21 protein-coding genes are annotated in these 15,428 nt (G+C 72.7%); 2 read left to right on the top strand and 19 right to left on the bottom strand.

Annotated elements, in window-relative coordinates; translation table 11 throughout:
• Positions 1 to 32: 32 nt before the first annotated feature.
• From DEJ27_RS00755 to DEJ27_RS00730, 6 genes are all read right to left on the bottom strand, one after another.
• Positions 33 to 722, bottom strand: a complete 690-nt coding sequence (locus DEJ27_RS00755; RefSeq protein WP_110858626.1) for an HAD family hydrolase — start codon at positions 720 to 722, stop codon at positions 33 to 35.
• A 54-nt stretch (positions 723 to 776) separates the two neighbouring features.
• Positions 777 to 1,418: an MBL fold metallo-hydrolase gene (locus tag DEJ27_RS00750; RefSeq protein WP_111090128.1), complete on the bottom strand. Its 642-nt coding sequence runs from the start codon at positions 1,416 to 1,418 to the stop codon at positions 777 to 779.
• 58 nt (positions 1,419 to 1,476) lie between these two features.
• Positions 1,477 to 1,902 carry a MarR family winged helix-turn-helix transcriptional regulator gene (locus tag DEJ27_RS00745; RefSeq protein WP_110858624.1) on the bottom strand — a complete coding sequence of 142 codons (426 nt, stop codon included), beginning with the start codon at positions 1,900 to 1,902 and terminating at the stop codon, positions 1,477 to 1,479.
• A gap of 79 nt (positions 1,903 to 1,981) precedes the next feature.
• A complete protein-coding gene (locus tag DEJ27_RS00740) occupies positions 1,982 to 2,554 on the bottom strand; it encodes a DUF3618 domain-containing protein (RefSeq protein ID WP_110858623.1) in 573 nt (190 codons plus the stop codon).
• On the bottom strand, positions 2,551 to 2,994 hold the full coding sequence (locus DEJ27_RS00735; RefSeq protein WP_051597109.1) for a phage holin family protein: 444 nt from the start codon (positions 2,992 to 2,994) through the stop codon (positions 2,551 to 2,553). Before DEJ27_RS00735 ends, DEJ27_RS00740 begins: the two co-directional genes overlap by 4 nt.
• Positions 2,991 to 3,812: a hypothetical protein gene (locus DEJ27_RS00730; RefSeq protein ID WP_110858621.1), complete on the bottom strand. Its 822-nt coding sequence runs from the start codon at positions 3,810 to 3,812 to the stop codon at positions 2,991 to 2,993. Before DEJ27_RS00730 ends, DEJ27_RS00735 begins: the two co-directional genes overlap by 4 nt.
• 147 nt (positions 3,813 to 3,959) lie before the next feature.
• Here DEJ27_RS00730 and DEJ27_RS00725 point away from each other — a divergent pair, with 147 nt between their 5' ends.
• Positions 3,960 to 4,709 carry a glycosyltransferase family 2 protein gene (locus DEJ27_RS00725; protein WP_111090127.1) on the top strand — a complete coding sequence of 250 codons (750 nt, stop codon included), beginning with the start codon at positions 3,960 to 3,962 and terminating at the stop codon, positions 4,707 to 4,709.
• Positions 4,710 to 4,729: 20 nt separating this feature from the next.
• Here the strand turns inward: DEJ27_RS00725 and DEJ27_RS00720 are convergent, their stop codons facing one another.
• Entirely contained in the window at positions 4,730 to 5,350 is a 621-nt protein-coding gene (locus tag DEJ27_RS00720) for a helix-turn-helix domain-containing protein (RefSeq protein WP_111090126.1), read from the bottom strand.
• A 58-nt stretch (positions 5,351 to 5,408) separates the two neighbouring features.
• Between DEJ27_RS00720 and DEJ27_RS00715 the strand changes: the two genes are divergently transcribed.
• Positions 5,409 to 6,398, top strand: coding sequence for an NAD(P)/FAD-dependent oxidoreductase (locus DEJ27_RS00715; protein ID WP_111090125.1), 990 nt, complete (start codon positions 5,409 to 5,411; stop codon positions 6,396 to 6,398).
• Positions 6,399 to 6,457: 59 nt separating this feature from the next.
• On the opposite strand, the gene DEJ27_RS00710 is transcribed toward DEJ27_RS00715, so the two are convergent.
• The 12 genes from DEJ27_RS00710 to DEJ27_RS00655 all read right to left on the bottom strand — a co-directional run bounded on the left by DEJ27_RS00710 (position 6,458) and on the right by DEJ27_RS00655 (position 15,365).
• Positions 6,458 to 7,129, bottom strand: coding sequence for a pentapeptide repeat-containing protein (locus DEJ27_RS00710; RefSeq protein ID WP_111090124.1), 672 nt, complete (start codon positions 7,127 to 7,129; stop codon positions 6,458 to 6,460).
• Positions 7,130 to 7,164: 35 nt separating this feature from the next.
• Entirely contained in the window at positions 7,165 to 7,575 is a 411-nt protein-coding gene (locus tag DEJ27_RS00705) for a DUF6314 family protein (RefSeq protein ID WP_111090123.1), read from the bottom strand.
• Positions 7,576 to 7,595: 20 nt separating this feature from the next.
• Positions 7,596 to 8,126: a hypothetical protein gene (locus DEJ27_RS00700; RefSeq protein WP_110858615.1), complete on the bottom strand. Its 531-nt coding sequence runs from the start codon at positions 8,124 to 8,126 to the stop codon at positions 7,596 to 7,598.
• Positions 8,123 to 8,377, bottom strand: a complete 255-nt coding sequence (locus DEJ27_RS00695) for a hypothetical protein (protein WP_110858614.1) — start codon at positions 8,375 to 8,377, stop codon at positions 8,123 to 8,125. Before DEJ27_RS00695 ends, DEJ27_RS00700 begins: the two co-directional genes overlap by 4 nt.
• A complete protein-coding gene (locus DEJ27_RS00690) occupies positions 8,374 to 8,730 on the bottom strand; it encodes an SHOCT domain-containing protein (protein ID WP_110858613.1) in 357 nt (118 codons plus the stop codon). Before DEJ27_RS00690 ends, DEJ27_RS00695 begins: the two co-directional genes overlap by 4 nt.
• A 277-nt stretch (positions 8,731 to 9,007) precedes the next feature.
• Complete coding sequence (locus tag DEJ27_RS00685; RefSeq protein ID WP_111090122.1) at positions 9,008 to 10,057, bottom strand: NAD-dependent epimerase/dehydratase family protein; 1,050 nt, start codon at positions 10,055 to 10,057, stop codon at positions 9,008 to 9,010.
• Positions 10,057 to 11,250, bottom strand: coding sequence for a zinc-dependent alcohol dehydrogenase (locus DEJ27_RS00680; RefSeq protein WP_110858611.1), 1,194 nt, complete (start codon positions 11,248 to 11,250; stop codon positions 10,057 to 10,059). Before DEJ27_RS00680 ends, DEJ27_RS00685 begins: the two co-directional genes overlap by 1 nt.
• A 145-nt stretch (positions 11,251 to 11,395) precedes the next feature.
• Positions 11,396 to 12,289, bottom strand: a complete 894-nt coding sequence (locus DEJ27_RS00675) for an aminoglycoside phosphotransferase family protein (RefSeq protein WP_110858610.1) — start codon at positions 12,287 to 12,289, stop codon at positions 11,396 to 11,398.
• A 152-nt stretch (positions 12,290 to 12,441) separates the two neighbouring features.
• Positions 12,442 to 13,077 carry a DNA alkylation repair protein gene (locus DEJ27_RS17595; RefSeq protein WP_181419933.1) on the bottom strand — a complete coding sequence of 212 codons (636 nt, stop codon included), beginning with the start codon at positions 13,075 to 13,077 and terminating at the stop codon, positions 12,442 to 12,444.
• A complete protein-coding gene (locus DEJ27_RS00665; protein WP_110858609.1) occupies positions 13,074 to 13,877 on the bottom strand; it encodes a sulfite exporter TauE/SafE family protein in 804 nt (267 codons plus the stop codon). Before DEJ27_RS00665 ends, DEJ27_RS17595 begins: the two co-directional genes overlap by 4 nt.
• A gap of 196 nt (positions 13,878 to 14,073) precedes the next feature.
• Positions 14,074 to 14,910 carry a hypothetical protein gene (locus tag DEJ27_RS00660; protein ID WP_110858608.1) on the bottom strand — a complete coding sequence of 279 codons (837 nt, stop codon included), beginning with the start codon at positions 14,908 to 14,910 and terminating at the stop codon, positions 14,074 to 14,076.
• Positions 14,907 to 15,365, bottom strand: coding sequence for an RNA polymerase sigma factor (locus tag DEJ27_RS00655; RefSeq protein ID WP_110858607.1), 459 nt, complete (start codon positions 15,363 to 15,365; stop codon positions 14,907 to 14,909). Before DEJ27_RS00655 ends, DEJ27_RS00660 begins: the two co-directional genes overlap by 4 nt.
• Positions 15,366 to 15,428: the final 63 nt, after the last annotated feature.

Here is a 15,428-nt window from a genome sequence, read left to right as displayed (position 1 = left end):
GCGACCGACGACGCGGAAACCGACGGCGCCCGTCAGGCGCGCTGGCCGAGGGCCGCGATCGGGCCCTCGCCGGCGCGGAACGCGGCGAGCACTGCGGCCGCGTCGTCGTACACCTCGGCCGCCCCGGCACCGCGGAGCTCGTCACCGCCGATGCCGCCGGTCATCACACCGACGCACCGGACCCCCACCTTGCCGGCGGACTCGACGTCCCACATGGCGTCCCCGACCATCACGGCGTCGTCGGCGGAGACCCCGGCCTTGCCGAGCGCGACCCGGATGATGCCGGGGTCCGGCTTCGCCTGCTCGACGTCCTCGGAGCTGGTCTCGGCGGTGACCCACTCACCCGCGTCGAGCAGTTCGCGCAGGCGGGCGAGTTCGTGCTCGGGCGCACTGGTCGCCAGGACCACGGCGTGCCCCGCTTCGGCGACGGCCTGCAGGAGCTCGCGCGCACCCGGCAGCAGCCGGAGCCGCGGCGTCTGCTCGGCGTAGTAGGCGGTGTGGAACTGCTTCGCGGTGTCGCGGGTCTCCTGGGACGCGTCCGGCAGCAGCGTCTCGAGCAGCTTCGCCGAGTCCATCCCGATCGCGCGGTGGATCCGCCAGGCGTCGACGGACTCCCCCGCCGCCAGGAACGCCCGCCACCACGCGTCGATGTGCGCGTAGTTCGAGTCGGCGAGGGTGCCGTCGATGTCGAAGAGGACTGCTGTCGTGGGTGCGTCGGCCATCCCACCATGCTGCTCGGGAGGCCCGGATCGGCTCCCAGGGGCGGCCCGCGTCCGTCAGACGGTGATCGTCTCCCCCGCCGGCAGGATCAGGACGGGTACCGGCCCGAGACCGTCCGGTCCGAGGAAGCGCGCGGCGGACTGCTGGCCGAGTTCGCTCAACATCGCCTCGTGGATCTGCACGGCCCGCTCCGGCGCCACGGCTCGCACGTAGTCGACGGCATGGGCGGTGTTCGTCCACGGCCCGCTCGTCGGCAGGAGCAGGGTCGGCACCGGGACACCGGGCTCGAGGTACGCGTCGCCCGGGTGGAACACCGCGTCGTCCACCAGGTAGCCGACGTTCGCGGTGGACGGGATGTCGGGGTGGATGACCGCGTGCTGCTCGCCGAAGACCCGGACGGAGAACGGTCCGACGGTGATCGTGTCGCCGTCGCGCACCGCTGCGACCCGGCCGTGGTGTTCACCGAGCTGCTCGACGACGGTCTCCGGACCGCGGACGACGAGGTCCGGGTTCCCGGCGAGCCCCGCACGCAGGGCGTCGATGTCGAAGTGGTCGGGGTGGTCGTGCGTGACGAGGACGCCCGCGGCCCCGCGGACGAGGTCGACGGCCTCGGGCGTGAACACCCCGGGGTCGATGACGAGGGTGACGCCGTCCTGCTCGAGGACGACGGTGGCGTGGTTGTACTTCGTCAACTCCATGCGCACAACTGTACAGCGGTGTTGTACTTCTGCGGCTGCCGGGAAGGTGAAGGGTCGTTCAGTCGGCCCGGCGGGCGACCCGCTCGAACAGCTCGGGCAGGCGGCGCAGCAGCGCACGCTCCTCGGCGTCGGTCTCCTCGCGGATCGCGGCGGCCAGCCAGTCCGTGCGGGCGTCCGTGTCCCGCTGCAGTGCGGCCCGACCGGCGTCCGTGATCCGGATGACCGACGCTCGGCGGTCGGTGTCCGACGCCGTCCGGTCGACGTAGCCGAGCTCGGCCAGTTCGCCGACCGTGCGGGACTGCCCCTGGTGCTTCACCCCGCGGCGGCGCGCGAGTTCCGCGATCGTCATCGGGCCCTCGCGGTGCAGGAACCCGAGGGTGGTGGTGTGCGTGGCCGGCAGCGCGTCCGCCTCGCGTCGTGCGGCACGCACGACCCGGCCGATGGACTGTCGGAGCTCCGCAGCGAGCTCGTCGATCGGGTCCATGCCCGGAACGCTACCGCTTCACGGACGGGAGGCACGGTGCCAGCTGGCACCGTGCCTCCCGTCCGTCATCGGGTTCCGCTCAGCTGCTGCGGACGTCGTCCGCCGCACCCTGCGCGTTGTCCTTGACGTCGGACGCGGCCCCCTGCGCCTCGCCCTTGACCGTCTGCGCGGCTTCCTGCGCGGTGCCCGCGAGGTCCTGCGCGTGCCCCTTCGCCACGTCGCCGAGCTGCGAACCGGCGTCCTTCGCCTGCTCCTTGACCTCGTCGACGAGCGGTGCAGCCTTGTCCTTCAGCTCACCGGCGAGTTCTTCTTCCTTCTCGGTGGTCGGCAGGAGCGACGACACGAGCCAACCGGCGCCGAACGCGATGAGGCCGACGGCCAAGGGATTGCCCTTCGCCTTCTCGACGCCCTTCTGGGCGACGTCCTTCGCCTGGCCGGTCGCGCCCGAGGCGGAACCGGAGGCGCTCGAGCGGGCTGACTGGGCCGCGCCCATCACGGACTCGCGGACGTCCTGGAACCGGCCCTTCACCTTCTCGCTCTGGCGGTGGGCGATGGACGACGGGCTGACCTTGTCGGCGAGGGCGTCGACGTCGGAGCCGAGTTCGCCGCGGGTGCGCTCGATGTCGGCGCGGATCTCGTCTGGGGTGCTCATGGCTTCCTCCCGGTGTTGGGCTTGAGTGTCTCGGGGACTTCCTTGGCGGTCTCGACCGTCTGCGGGGCGCCCTTGATCTCCTTGATCTCCTTGCGCCCGCGGACGGCCAGGATCGCGGCGACGATCGCGTAGACGACGGCGATGATCAGGGCGGACCAGGCGTTGCCGATCAGGTAACCGAGGCCCCACCACGCGGCGATCGACAGGAACAGCAGGGCGAACACGGCGGTGAGTCCGGCGCCGCCGAACATCCCGCCCGCCTTGCCGGCCTTCTTCGCAGAGTCGGTCAGCTCGGCCTTCGCGAGGGCGACCTCCTGCCGGAACAGGCTGGAGAGGTCGCGCGACACGTCGGACAGCAGCTCACCGAGCGGTGTGGTCGCAGCGCGCTCCTCGGGAGTCGGTTCGCCCAGGGGTGTCGCGCCGGGGACGGACTGGCTCATACGCCACTCCCCGATCCGGTGGTGCCGTCGCCGGCCTCCTTCTCGTGCTTGACCTCGGTCGCGAGCGCCTTGGTCAGGCGGCCGGCCAGCAGGCCCGCGCCCGCGGCGATCGCGATGAAGGTGCCGGGGCGCTTCGCGGCGAAGGTCTTCACCTCGTCGAGCAGCGAGCCCGGGTCGCGGTTCTCGAGGAACCCGGCGGCCGAGGTCGCGCGGCCCGACAGGTCGCGGACGACCTTCGAGGCGACGCCCTGCTCGTCGTCGTTCTCGGCCATGCGCCCGAGCTGCTCGCCGAGGGAGCGGAGTCCGCCGGCAGCGCGCTGCTGCTGCTCGCCGGCCTGCTGCTTGAGGTTCTCGGACGCCTGGCCGTAGAGCTGCTTGGCGTGGTCGGTCGCCTCGGAGGCGACCTTCGACGCCTGCTCCTTGGCGGTGCCCGCGACGTTCGCGGCCTTCTCCTTGGCGTCGCCGGCGACGTCCTGCGCGGCGCCCTTCGCCGCGTCGGCCTTGCCGGAGCCGCTGCCCGAGTCACTGCCGGAGCCGCTGGCGCTGCCAGCGCCGCCGGCGGAAGCGGCGGACGGGACGGCGGGGAGCTGCTCGTCGGCCGGGACGGCGTCGAGGGGTGCGTCGAACGGCACCTCGGCGGCGCTGTCGCCGTACGGGTCGTAGGTCTGGGGCGCACCGGGGTCGGTGGGTCGCGCGGCGGGGGTGCCGCTGGCGTACGACGGCACCGTCACGCCGGGGGCGACCTCGTGCCCCTCGGAGGCTGCGGTGCGGTCGTGGATGGGCGTCCCGGAGTCGTTCCCGGGTGGGTTCGTGGTCATGGTCGGCCTTCCGGTTGTCGTCGTCCCCGGCGTGCACCGGGGGCGTTTCGCCATCGAACGTGCGCGCTGCCCTCTGGGTCAGGACCCAGGAATGCCGGGAAACGCGGTCCGGCAATCCGCACAGGCGACAGCCGGTTGGATCGACGGATGCCCCGTGTCTCGGTCGTGATTCCCGTGCGGGACGATGCCGTGCACCTGCGCCGGTGCCTCGCCGCCCTCGCGGCCCAGACCCGGCCGGCCGACGAGGTCGTCGTGGTCGACAACGGCAGCACCGACGACAGCGCGGCGATCGCCCGGGACGCCGGTGCGGTCGTGCTGACGGAGCCGGTGCGCGGGATCGCCCGGGCCTCGGCGCGCGGCTACGACCGGGCGACCGGCGACGTCGTCGTGCGGCTCGACGCCGACTCCGTCCCACCGCCGTCCTGGATCGCCGACGCCGTCCGCCTGCTCGCCGACCCCGAGGTCGTCGCGGTCACCGGTCCGGGCCGGCCCCGGGGCGGTGGCCCCGTGGTGCGCCGACTGTGGGACGCCGTGTACATGGGCCCGTACTTCGTGCTGATGCGGGGTGCGCTCGGACACCCACCGTTGTTCGGGTCCGCCATGGCGATGCGCCGGTCGACCTGGGCCGCGGTCGGCGGGCGAGCGCACCGGGACGACGCCGAGGTGCACGACGACGTCGACCTGAGTATGCAGCTCGACCCGGCCTGGCGGGTGGTGGCCGACCCCGTGCTCACGGTGCAGGTGTCCGCGCGACCGTTGTCGGGCCTCCCGTCCGTCTGGGTGCGGACGCGACGCGCCTTCCACACGTTCCGCGTGAACGGCCGGCGGGCGAACCCGGTGCGCCGGTGGGCACGACGGCTGCGGTCGCGGTCGCGGCGGTGGTGGCGCGGCCGCTGACGACGCCCTCGGTCAGCCGCTCACCGAGCGGCGGGTCGGGACCGCACGTGCGCCCGCTCGCCCTGCGGCCCGTACAGGCACAGCACCTCGGTGACCGAGTCGGTCACGTTGCCCATCCAGTGCGGTGTGTGGGTGTCGAACTCGGCGACCTCACCGGGACCCAGGTCGAGGTCGTGCTCCCCCAGCACCAGCCGGAGCCGCCCGGACAGCACGTAGAGCCACTCGTAGCCCTCGTGCGTCTTGAGCGACGGGTCCCCGCCCGGGGTGTTCGGCGGGAACAGCTGCTTGAACGAGCGCACCCCGCCGGTCCGCTTGGTCAGCGGCACGACCACGTGGCCGCCGTGCACCTCGGGCTTCATGTGCACGCGCGGGTCGCCGGTCTGCGGTGCGCCGACCAGGTCGTCGAGGGGCACCTGGTACGCCCGGGCGAGGGGCAGCAGCAGTTCCAGCGTGGGCTTCCGCTGCCCGGACTCGAGCCGCGACAGGGTGCTCACCGAGATCCCCGTCTGCTCGGACAGTGCCGCGAGTGTGACGTCGCGGTGGGCGCGCAGCGCGCGCAGTCGGGGGCCGACCCCGTCGACGACGTCGGCCGTCGTGCGCGTGGCGGCCGCATCCCGGGTGCTGTGTCCCATGCCGGCCATGTTGCCACACCGGCAAAGTTCGTTGCTGTCCGCTCATGACCGGCCGCATGATCAGCGCATGCCTGAACACTTCGACGTCATCGTCATCGGCGGCTCGGCCGCCGGCCTCTCCGCCGCCCTCATCCTCGGCCGTTCGCGGCGCTCGGTGCTCGTCGTCGACTCCGGCGAGCCGCGCAACGCTCCGGCGGCCGGTGCGCACAACTACCTCGGGCACGAGGGTGTCGCGCCCGCCGAGTTGATCCGCATCGGTCGCGACGAGGTCGCCGCCTACGGCGTCCAGGTCACGGCCGGGAGGATCGTGGCCACGTCCGCCACGACCGGTGACGGCCACGACCCGGTCGGTTTCTCGGTCACGCTGGACTCCGGCTCGGTCGTCACCGCACGCAGACTGGTCGTCGCCTCCGGCGCCGTGGACGTCCTGCCCGAGGTCCCGGGCCTGGCCGAACAGTGGGGGCGCGGGGTCGTGCACTGCCCGTTCTGCCACGGGTGGGAGATCCGCGACCAGCGGATCGGGGTGCTCGTCACGACGCCGAACGCCGCACACCACGCGCTCATGTTCCGGGCGCTGAGTGATCGGGTCACCGCGTTCCTGACGGACCCGGCACTGATGGACAACACGACCCTGGCCGGTTTGGCCGCACGCGGCATCGCAGTCGTCGAGGGACCGGTCGCCGCCGTGGTCTCCGAGGGTGACCGGCTGACCGGGGTCCGGCTCGGCGACGGTTCCTTCGTCGAGCTCGATGCCCTGGCTACGGCGAGCCGGCCCGAGGCGCGGGTGGACTTCCTGTCCGGGCTCGGCCTCGCCGCCACCGACCAGTTCATGGGCGACCACCGCTTCGCGACCGCGCTGACCGTGGACGCCGCCGGGCAGACCGCGGTGCGCGGGGTCTACGCGGCCGGCAACGTGACGGCCCCGATGGCGACGGTCATCGCGTCGGCGGCTGCCGGCACCCAGACGGGCGCTGCGGTGCACGGCGACCTGGTGCAGGCCGACCTGGCCGCGGCGCTGGCCGGGGTCGGCGCTGTTTCAGGCACTGTTTCGGGCTGAGCGACAGTTCGCGGGGCCGGTCGCGCGTGCAGTGTCGGTGAGCGCGAACTCGGCGTGGGTCAGTCGACGCGGTAGCCGGCCTGTGCAGCCAGCAGCGGCGCGAGCGTGTACAGCTGGTCGGCGCCGATCGTGGCCCCGCGGAACCCCTCGAGCCGCTCGACCCGATCGAGGTCCGCTCCACGCAGGTCCACGTGGTCGATGCGGGTGTTCGACCCCTCGGCGGCGCGGATGCTGCTGCCGTCGAACGACACCCGCAGCAGCTTCGCGTCGGCGATGTCGAGCTCGTCGATGACGCAGTCGCGGAACACCACGTCGGTGATCGTCGAGCCGCGCAGGTTCACGAACCCGAACTTCATGCCGACGAACTCGACGCCGTTCAACCCGGAGTCGTACAGTTCGGCCGAGCCGACCCGACCGCCGGAGACCCGGACCTCGCGCCACGCGCTGCTCGACGCCCGCAGGATCGGGGCGTCGAGCGAGTCGATGACCGAGTCACGGACCCGGAGCCCACGGAAGTCCGCGTCGTCGCCCCGGAACGTGTCGATGACGCACTCCTCGATCTCCAGGTCGGGAAGTCGCTCGTCGGCCAGATCGAGGACGTCGATGCGCTTGCCCTCGATGCGGTCACCCGTCAGGACGTCACCGGGAGCTGGCGCCCAGTCCTCGAGGTTCGTCGGTTCGGTCAGGGTGATGCGCGGGGCGTCGGTGCCGGTGCCGGAGGAGCGTGCCATGCCCCCAGTCTGGCGGTGACCGCCGACCCCGCGGGTCACGGCCGGGGTCGGGTGAGGACGCTGTCCAGCCGGTAGTCCTTCGCGGGGCCCCGCGCTTCCCACCGCACCGTCCAGCGGTCTTCGTCGCCGTCGAAGGCACCCGTGTAGTCGTCCGGAGCGCAGGCGTGGGCGACGCTCGTGCCCCAGACCCAGTCGTGGAAGACCCGACCGTCGGAGAAGTGCATGGTCCAGCCACCGTCGGGACCGCGCCGGAGGAGGAGAGTCCGGGACACCGGGGTGGACCGGCCGTCGAAGGTCATCACGCCGGACTCGTCCCAGCGAACCTCGTCGTCGCCGACCAGAGTCAAGGTGGTGGTCCCGGTGACGGTCCCCGCGGCCCCGGCACGGTGGTCGTGCACGGTGCGGTCGAGGTCCCACACCCCGAGCAGGTCCGTCGGCAGCAGCACCCGCCCACTCTACGTCCGGGTCAGCGAACCCCGCGGGGTGGCGGGTTCACGTCGTCCTCGTGCTGGACACTCCTGGGGATCAGGGCCCGGAGCCCCACGACGGCGGCACCGCCGACCGACGCTGCGAGGATGCCGAGCGCGATGCCGCCGGTCGAACCCTGGCCGTAGTTGGACCACGGCAGACCGGCTGCCCACTGCACCGCCGGTCCGACCACCAGCAGGGTGCCCGTCGGCGCCACCACGACGACGAACTTCCGCGCGCTGCTCCACTGGGGTCGCAACAGGGTGATCGCTCCCGTCAACGCCGCGATCGACGCCGCCCCGTAGACCCAGGACGAGCCGGACAGGCGCCAACCGTCGAACGCGAGCCAGTCCTGGACACCCTGCACGGTTCGCTCCCACGCGTGCGCCCGCTCCGTGCGCCCGGAGACGATGGGCAGCGGCCACCCGATGACGGCGAGTACCCCGGTCACCGCAGAGACGACGCCCAGGACCCGCGGCCAGAAGCGCGGTCCGACAGCGGGCTCGACGTCGAAGTCGGGGATGCTCAACCGCGCAGGGCCTCGGCCCGCGCGGCTCTGCGCTCGTCGTCGGTGATGACACCGCGGGCGTGCAGCTCGTCGAGTTCGAGGAGCCGCTGCTCCGGCGAGGTCCGCCGGGCACCGTGGGGGCGCCGACTGCGGACCACCGCGATGCACACGGCGGCGATGACCGCGACGACGACGAGCGCCATCAGCAGGGTCCAGACGAGGTCGTAGACCGGCGGGATCAGGGGGTTGTGCACTTCTTCGGAGGTGATCATCGTCCGCGCAGGGCCTCGGCTCGGGCGCTGCGGTGCTCCTCGTCGGAGATCACGCCGCGCGCGTGCAGGTCGTCGAGTTCGGCGAGGCGCTGTTCGAGCGGCTTGTCCGGTGCGAACGTACGGCTCTGCATCGCCTGGTACGCGATGTCCTCCTGCATGGTGAGGGGGTTCTGACCACGGTCGGCCATCCGCTTGCCCCGGTAGAGCGTCAGGATGACGATCGACAGGGTCGTGAGGATCGTCAGCGCCGCGACGACCCCGAACGCGATGCCGAACCAGCCGTCGAACAGGTCGGGCATCCCCGACTCCCCCGGCCCCTCGAGCTCACTGAACGCGGACCAATTGAGCACCATCGCACTCCCCCTTCTCACAACGACGAGCGAAGCGTAGCGCGAGACGGGGAACACGAGCGGGCGTTCCTTCCCAGAACGCCCGCAATGGAATGTGGAACCGGGCGTACCTGGTCAGAACTTCCGACCCGCTACGCCCGGAACCACCCGGTACGCCCGAAACCACCCGGTACGCCCGAAAGCACCCTGTACGCCCGGAACCACCCGGTACGCCCGAAAGCACCCGGTACACCCGGGACGACCAGGCAGCGCCCCCCGCCCCCGGCCAGCCCGAGCCCGCTCAACCGCGGAGCGGCCCCGACCCCGGAACGTTCGCACCGTCCGCGAACCCGGCCACGAGTGCACGCAACGCTTCTTCGGAGGTGTGTCGGGCCTCCCATCCGAGCACCGACCGGGCACGGTCGGTCCGCATGATCGGCACGCCGGCGGCGATGTCGATCCACCCGGCGTCCGTCGGCTGCAACCGCAGCCGCCACGTCACCGTCACGATCCCGCGCAGCAACCGCAGCGGGATCCGCACGGCACCGAGCATGCCGAAGGCCCGGGCCAGTCTCGGCGGGTTGAGCACGGGCGAGGCCGCGATGTTGAACGCCCCCGCTGCCCGTCGGTCGACCGCGCGCCAGTAGGCGTCGGCGACGTCGTCGGCGTGCACGGCCTGGAACACGAACGGGTACGGCAGCGGCAGCACGAGCCAGCGGATCCACCGCACGATCGACATGGGCACGAGGTGTCCGAGGAACAGCCCCCGGATCTCGGCGGCGGCGTCCCGCTGGAAGATCAGCCCCGGACGCAGCCGCGTGAGGGTCACGGAGGGGTGGTCGGCCTCGAACGCGTCCATCGCCGCTTCGTTGGCTGCCTTGTGGATCGAGTACGTCGCCGTCGGGATCCCGTCGGCGGGCCAGCTCTCGTCCACGGGGGTGTGCTTGCCGTCGACGTCCACCCCGCGGTACGCGCCGACCGAGGACGCCACGACGACCTGGGGCACCTCGGCGCGCGCGACGGCTGCCAGGACGTTCGCCGTCCCGGTCACGTTCGTGCGGTGCTGCGCCGGGATGTCGTGCGTCGGTTGGAGGGCCCACGCCAGGTGGACGACGGCATCGGCGCCCTGGAACACGGCCGTGAGCTGGTCCACGGCGTCCGCGGCCCCGACGTCGACGGCGTGCCAGACGGCAGCGGCGTACGGCTCGGCGCGCAGGTCCGGCAGCCGCCGGGCGACGCCGACGATCCGGACGCCAGCGGCGTCACCGTCGCCGTCGGCGCGCACGGCTGCGAGCCGACGGAGCACCGCCGTCCCGACGTTGCCGGTCGCGCCGACGACGACGATCCGCATCAGGCCGCGGCCATCGCGGGGTCGAGCACGACCTTGACGCAGTCGTCCTGCTTCTTCTGGAAGACCTCGTACATGTGCGGGGCCTCCTCGAGCGAGACGCGGTGGGTGGTCAGGTCGAGCGTGCCGAGCGGGTCCGACGGGTCGGAGACGAGCGGCATGATGTCGTCGATCCAGCGCTTCACGTTGCACTGGCCCTCGCGGATGGTGATCTGCTTGTCGAACAGCGTCATCATCGGCATCGGGTCGGCCATGCCGCCGTAGACACCGCTCAGCGAGACGGTGCCACCGCGGCGGACCAGGTCGATCGCCGCGTGCACGGCGGCCAGCCGGTCGACGCCGGCGGTCTCGATCGCCTTCTGCGCGAGCTTGTCGGGCAGCAGGCCGGCGGCGCGCTGTGCGAAGCCCGCCATCGGGTTGCCGTGGGCCTCCATGCCGACGGCGTCGACGACCCCGTCCGGGCCGCGGCCGTCGGTCAGGTCGACGAGCTCGGGCACCAGGTCCTTCGTCAGGTCGAACACCTCGGCGCCGTGCTTCGCCCCCAGGTCACGGCGGACCTGCTCGGGGTCGACGGCGAGCACGCGGTAGCCGAGGTGCTTGCCGATGCGGGCGGCGAACTGGCCGACCGGGCCGAGGCCGAGCACGGCGAGCGTGCCGCCCTCGGGGACCTGGGCGTACTGCACGGCCTGCCACGCGGTCGGCAGGATGTCGCTCAGGAACAGCCAGCGGTCGTCGGGGGTGCCGTCGTCCGGCACGACGATGGGGCCGTAGTCGGCGTGCGGCACACGCAGGTACTCGGCCTGGCCACCGGGGACCTGGCCGTACATCTTCGTGTAGCCGAACAGCGACGCACCGGTGCCGTACTCGGTGACCTGGGTGGTCTCGCACTGCGACTGCAGGCCGTGCTGGCACATCCAGCAGTGGCCGCAGGAGATGTTGAAGGGGATGACGACGCGGTCACCGACCTTCAGGTTCGTGACGCCGGACCCGACCTCTTCCACGATGCCCATCGGCTCGTGGCCGAGGACGTCGCCGCGGTCGATGTACGGGCCGAGCACGCGGTACAGGTGCAGGTCGGACCCGCAGATCGCCGTGGAGGTGATCCGCACGATCGCGTCGGTCGGCTCCTGGATGGTCGGGTCGGGGACGGTCTCGACGGACACCTTCTCGGTGCCCTGCCAGGTCAGTGCGCGCACGTCGCGTTCCTCTCGTGGTCGCTTCGAGCCGGCCTGGAGGCACGACTCGCGTTCCCCTCCTCGGTACGCGCCCGCCCCGTGGACGCTCCCAGCCCCGCGTCCCCCTCGCGCACGTCGGCGCGGGCGGGCGGCGGTGCGCTCGACGTCAGCCGAGGACGGCTGCGAGGACCCGCTCGTGCTCGTCGCGGTCACCAGGTCCGGCACTGCCCGCGAGCATGATGAGTGCCTTCCACAGCGCCCATCCCCGTGCGCGCGCCCACGTGTCGTCGTCCAGGTCGACCGACTGCCGGAACACCCGTCGCGCCGGGCCGTCCAGCATCGTCCACGCGAGCACGAGGTCGCACGCCGGGTCCCCCACGCCGCACGTGCCGAAGTCGATCACCGCGCACAGCCGCCCGGTGTCGTCGACCAGCAGGTTGCCCGGGGCGACGTCACCGTGGAACCAGACGGCCGGCGCGTCCCACCGGCTGGCGAGGGCCTCGGCCCAGACCGCTTCGCACGCGCCGCGGTCGACGACGGAGCGGCCGGCCCTGCCGCTGCCGAGCGTGTCGAGCGCCGCCCGCACCTCGGCGTCGTACACGGACGGGTGCTCCCCGCGGTGGAACGAGTGCGCACCGGCGGTGGGGCCGCCCGTCGCCGGGACGCTCCGGAGCTGCCGGAGCACGGCACCGACCTCGGCCGCGAAGCGCTCGTGGTCGAGGTCGTCGACCTGCACGGCCGGCACCCCGTCGAGCCACCGCCGCACCGACCACGGGAACGGGTACCCCTGGCCCGGTTCCCCGAGCGCCACGGGTTCCGGCACGGCGACGTCGAGCCGCCGGGCGAGGTACGGCAGGACGTCCTGCTCCTTCTCGACCGCGGGCACGTAGCCGGCCGCGCTCGGAAGTCGCACCGACAGGGCGTCTCCGAGCCGGTAGGTGCGGTTGTCCCAGCCCTGGTGGTCGACCTCGCGCACGGGCAGGTCGGCCCAGTCGGGGAACTGCTCCGCGACGAGTCGTTCGACGAGTCCGGCGTCGATCCGGGGCACCTCGGTGTGCATGCCCGCAGCATAGGCGTCGGACCCGACACGGCGGTGGGGCCGGTACACGACGGCGGCCTCCGGCGGGGCGGACCCGCACCGGGCCTCCCGGCCGTCGCCTCAGGCGGGTTCTGCCAGGGCGAGCAACGCGTCCCGCGCGACCGCGAGCGCCGTCAGCCCCGCAGCCGGTCGCGCTCCCCCGGCGGCAGGTGCTCGGTGGCCGTCCGGCGGGCGGCCGGGCTGAGGAACCGGCCGCTCTGCTCGAGGAACGCCACGAGCGCCGCCTCGGACGCTCGCTTCCCCGTCTCGCGCAGGACCAGCCCGAGTGCCGACTGCACCGTCTCGCTGCGCTCCCGCACCAGGCGCCCGGCGATCCCGAGTGGCAGCTCGGCGTCGCCCTGCTTCACGAACGCCAGGGTCGCCACGACCGCGATGCGGCGGACCATCGCGACGTCGGACTTCGCGAGCGCGAACAGCGGGCCGGTCGAAGCGCCCACCAACGGGGCGCCGACGAGTTCCTCGGCGGCCAGGTCGACGAGCACCGGGTCCTCGAACCGCTCGGCCTTCGCCGCGGACAGGTACTCGTCGGTGAGCTCCGGATCCGGGTGCGCCCGCATCGCCTGCACGAGCAGCAGGACGGCGACGAGCTTCGCGCCGTCGTCCTCGCTCCAGAGCAGCGCCGAACGCTCCCCCTCGTCGAGGTCGTGGAACTGTCGGGCGACCCGTCGGGCCGCGGCGACGTCGCCGGTGGTGCGGGCGAACGCCGCCAGCACGGCTTCCGCGTCGCGCCCTGCCGGCAGGCCCGTCACGCGACCTCCCCGTCGCTCGCGTCGTTCTGTGGTGCCCTCCGACGCCCGCGGCTGAGCACGATGACCGCGACGACCACCAGGAACGCCGCGAACAGCCAGGTGCCGGCCTGCGGGTCGACCAGGCGCGCCAGCAGGGCACCACCCGGCGAGCAGACGGCGGCGGTGATGCCGACCGTCAGCCCGACCCGCAGGTCGGCCGCGCGACGCCGCAGGTTCGCGACCGTCCCGGACACCGACGTCGGCACCATCGTGAGGAGCGACGTGCCCTTCGCCAGCAGGTCGCCGGCGCCGAGCACGACCTCGAGTCCCGGCACGATGACGACCCCGCCACCGACGCCGACGAGCCCGGACAGCACCCCCGACAACAGCCCGAGCAACAGCAGGACGATCGCCTCGACGACCCCGAAGTGCACCTCGCCGCCGCGGGTCGGCACCGTGGTGAACAGCGAGACGAGCACGACGGCGATGAACCCGACGAAGATCCACGGCAGCACGCGGAGCGGCAGGGCACGGAGCAGCCGGGCACCGATCGGCGCGCCGATGACGCTGCCGACCGCCAGGGTCAGGGCCGCGAGCCAGTGCACCTCGCCCTGCACGGCGTAGGTGACCGCACCGACGACGGCCGCGGGGGCGATCGCCACGAGCGAGGTGGCCGAGGCCCGACGCTGGTCCATCTGCGCGAAGGCCATGAGCGCCGGCACCACGACGACCCCGCCGCCGACGCCGAACAGCCCGGACAGGACCCCAGCCAGGACCCCGATCGCCACCAACACGAGCACCGTTCCGCCGCGTTTCCTCATCACCGCAAGGCTAGACGCGCTCGACGCCGCTCCCTCGCACGGTGCGGGGTCGCCCGCGCTCGGAGTGCAGGAACGGTCGGCTTCCCGAGGGCGATCCGACCATTCCTGCTCACGAAGCGAACGTCAGCTCGCGAAGCGCTGCGTGGCCTCGCGGATGGTCTCGGCGTGCGGACGGACACGGTGCTCCGGCGTGGCGTCAGGAGCAGTAGTCGGCCACCGGCTCGCTCGTGCCGGCCACGAAGACGGTCACCACGCGGTCGCTCCCCTCGCCGAACTGGAAGACGATGTACCGCTCGCCGGACCGAGCTGCCCAGAACGTGTCACGGGTACCACCCGCCGCGTCCGTCCGTGTCTGGACCAGGTCCGGGTAGGCGCTCCTGACCTCGGCGAGGGTGCTGCCCAGACCGACCCCCTCGAGCGTCTTCGGGCCGACCTGCTGTCCTGGTGCGGCATCTTGCCCCTGCTGGATGACGACCGTACCGACCGTGCCGCCGGCGACGACCTCGACGACGCGCTCGCCGCCGGGTCCGTCCCAGATCCGGGAGTTCGTGTTCGGGCAACCGAACGGGTAGATCACGGTCCCCGTGTCGTCGATCAGGGGCGGCGCAGGCGAGAACGCCGCCCGCAGTGCGGCGTCGTCGGACCCGGCGGGGCTGCCGAGCGTCGCCGGCCCGACGGCATCCACAGAGATCGTCCACGTCGACCAGTCCGTCGCCGAGTACGGCGGGGCGGTCGGCGTGGGCGTGGGCGTGGGCGTCGGTTCACCGACGACCGGCGCCGACGACGGCGTGACGGTCTGGCTCGGCTGGCTGGTGGCGCTCGGCGTGGGCTCGGGCTCGGTGGACGACGTCGGGATGAGCCCGAGCGCGACGCCACCACCCGCCGTACCCACGGCGAGCAGGGCGATGACGGTGATGACGATGCCGGTGCGACGTCCACGGCGCTTCCGCGGTTCGGCCCGCTCGAGCACGTTCTGCTTCATCGAGACGAGCATGCGCTGCAGGTCGTCTCCGATCGGGGGCTCGGAGTTCATCGCTGCACCTCCTTCGTCGCTCGGGACCCACGCCGTGGCGTGGGTCCTTGCGGGCGGAGTCCGAGGTGCTGTGCGGCTTCCGACCACGTCCGCCCCTCGACGAGACAGAGCTCGACGAGTCGTCGGTCGGTCTCGGGCAGGGCGAGCAGGTCGTCCTCGACCCAGCGCAACGGCGAAGCGCCGCCGCTGTCGACGGCACCACTCGTCCGGGCGTGTGACCGGCAGACGGCCAGGAGCCACGGCAGTAGCAGACCGGTGGGCAGGTACAGGCCGTCGGCGTGCTGCCAGAGCGACAGGAACGACTCCTGCACGACGCGTTCGACGTCGGTCGGCGTCGCGGAGACCGCCCACGCGTAGCGCGTCAGCACCGGGGCGAACCGGTCGAACGCGGTCGCCAGTGCGGTACGGTCCCCGGCGACCATCTGGCGCACGAGGCGTGAGTCGTCGATCGTCACAACACTCCCTTCACTTCAGGAGTGTCGCGAGATCGGCCATCCTGACAGCCGAAGCGCCCGGTT

The organism is Curtobacterium sp. MCPF17_018 (assembly GCF_003234135.1).
GTDB lineage: Bacteria > Actinomycetota > Actinomycetes > Actinomycetales > Microbacteriaceae > Curtobacterium > Curtobacterium flaccumfaciens.
The sequence above is the reverse complement of the archived record's forward strand: the minus strand, read 5'-3'. Positions and strand labels throughout refer to the sequence as shown.

Bases quoted from the DNA above. Each gene is read 5' to 3' on its own strand.
- DEJ27_RS00710 (WP_111090124.1), bottom strand. From the start codon at position 7,129: ATGGCACGCTCCTCCGGCACCGGCACCGACGCCCCGCGCATCACCCTG.
- DEJ27_RS00740 (WP_110858623.1), bottom strand. From the start codon at position 2,554: ATGAGCACCCCAGACGAGATCCGCGCCGACATCGAGCGCACCCGCGGC.
- DEJ27_RS00690 (WP_110858613.1), bottom strand. From the start codon at position 8,730: ATGGTGCTCAATTGGTCCGCGTTCAGTGAGCTCGAGGGGCCGGGGGAG.
- DEJ27_RS00660 (WP_110858608.1), bottom strand. From the start codon at position 14,910: ATGAACTCCGAGCCCCCGATCGGAGACGACCTGCAGCGCATGCTCGTC.
- DEJ27_RS00695 (WP_110858614.1), bottom strand. From the start codon at position 8,377: ATGATCACCTCCGAAGAAGTGCACAACCCCCTGATCCCGCCGGTCTAC.
- DEJ27_RS00715 (WP_111090125.1), top strand. From the start codon at position 5,409: ATGCCTGAACACTTCGACGTCATCGTCATCGGCGGCTCGGCCGCCGGC.
- DEJ27_RS00755 (WP_110858626.1), bottom strand. From the start codon at position 722: ATGGCCGACGCACCCACGACAGCAGTCCTCTTCGACATCGACGGCACC.
- DEJ27_RS00735 (WP_051597109.1), bottom strand. From the start codon at position 2,994: ATGAGCCAGTCCGTCCCCGGCGCGACACCCCTGGGCGAACCGACTCCC.
- DEJ27_RS00750 (WP_111090128.1), bottom strand. From the start codon at position 1,418: ATGGAGTTGACGAAGTACAACCACGCCACCGTCGTCCTCGAGCAGGAC.
- DEJ27_RS00745 (WP_110858624.1), bottom strand. From the start codon at position 1,902: ATGGACCCGATCGACGAGCTCGCTGCGGAGCTCCGACAGTCCATCGGC.
- DEJ27_RS00720 (WP_111090126.1), bottom strand. From the start codon at position 5,350: ATGGCCGGCATGGGACACAGCACCCGGGATGCGGCCGCCACGCGCACG.
- DEJ27_RS00675 (WP_110858610.1), bottom strand. From the start codon at position 12,289: ATGCACACCGAGGTGCCCCGGATCGACGCCGGACTCGTCGAACGACTC.
- DEJ27_RS00730 (WP_110858621.1), bottom strand. From the start codon at position 3,812: ATGACCACGAACCCACCCGGGAACGACTCCGGGACGCCCATCCACGAC.
- DEJ27_RS00665 (WP_110858609.1), bottom strand. From the start codon at position 13,877: ATGAGGAAACGCGGCGGAACGGTGCTCGTGTTGGTGGCGATCGGGGTC.
- DEJ27_RS00725 (WP_111090127.1), top strand. From the start codon at position 3,960: ATGCCCCGTGTCTCGGTCGTGATTCCCGTGCGGGACGATGCCGTGCAC.
- DEJ27_RS00685 (WP_111090122.1), bottom strand. From the start codon at position 10,057: ATGCGGATCGTCGTCGTCGGCGCGACCGGCAACGTCGGGACGGCGGTG.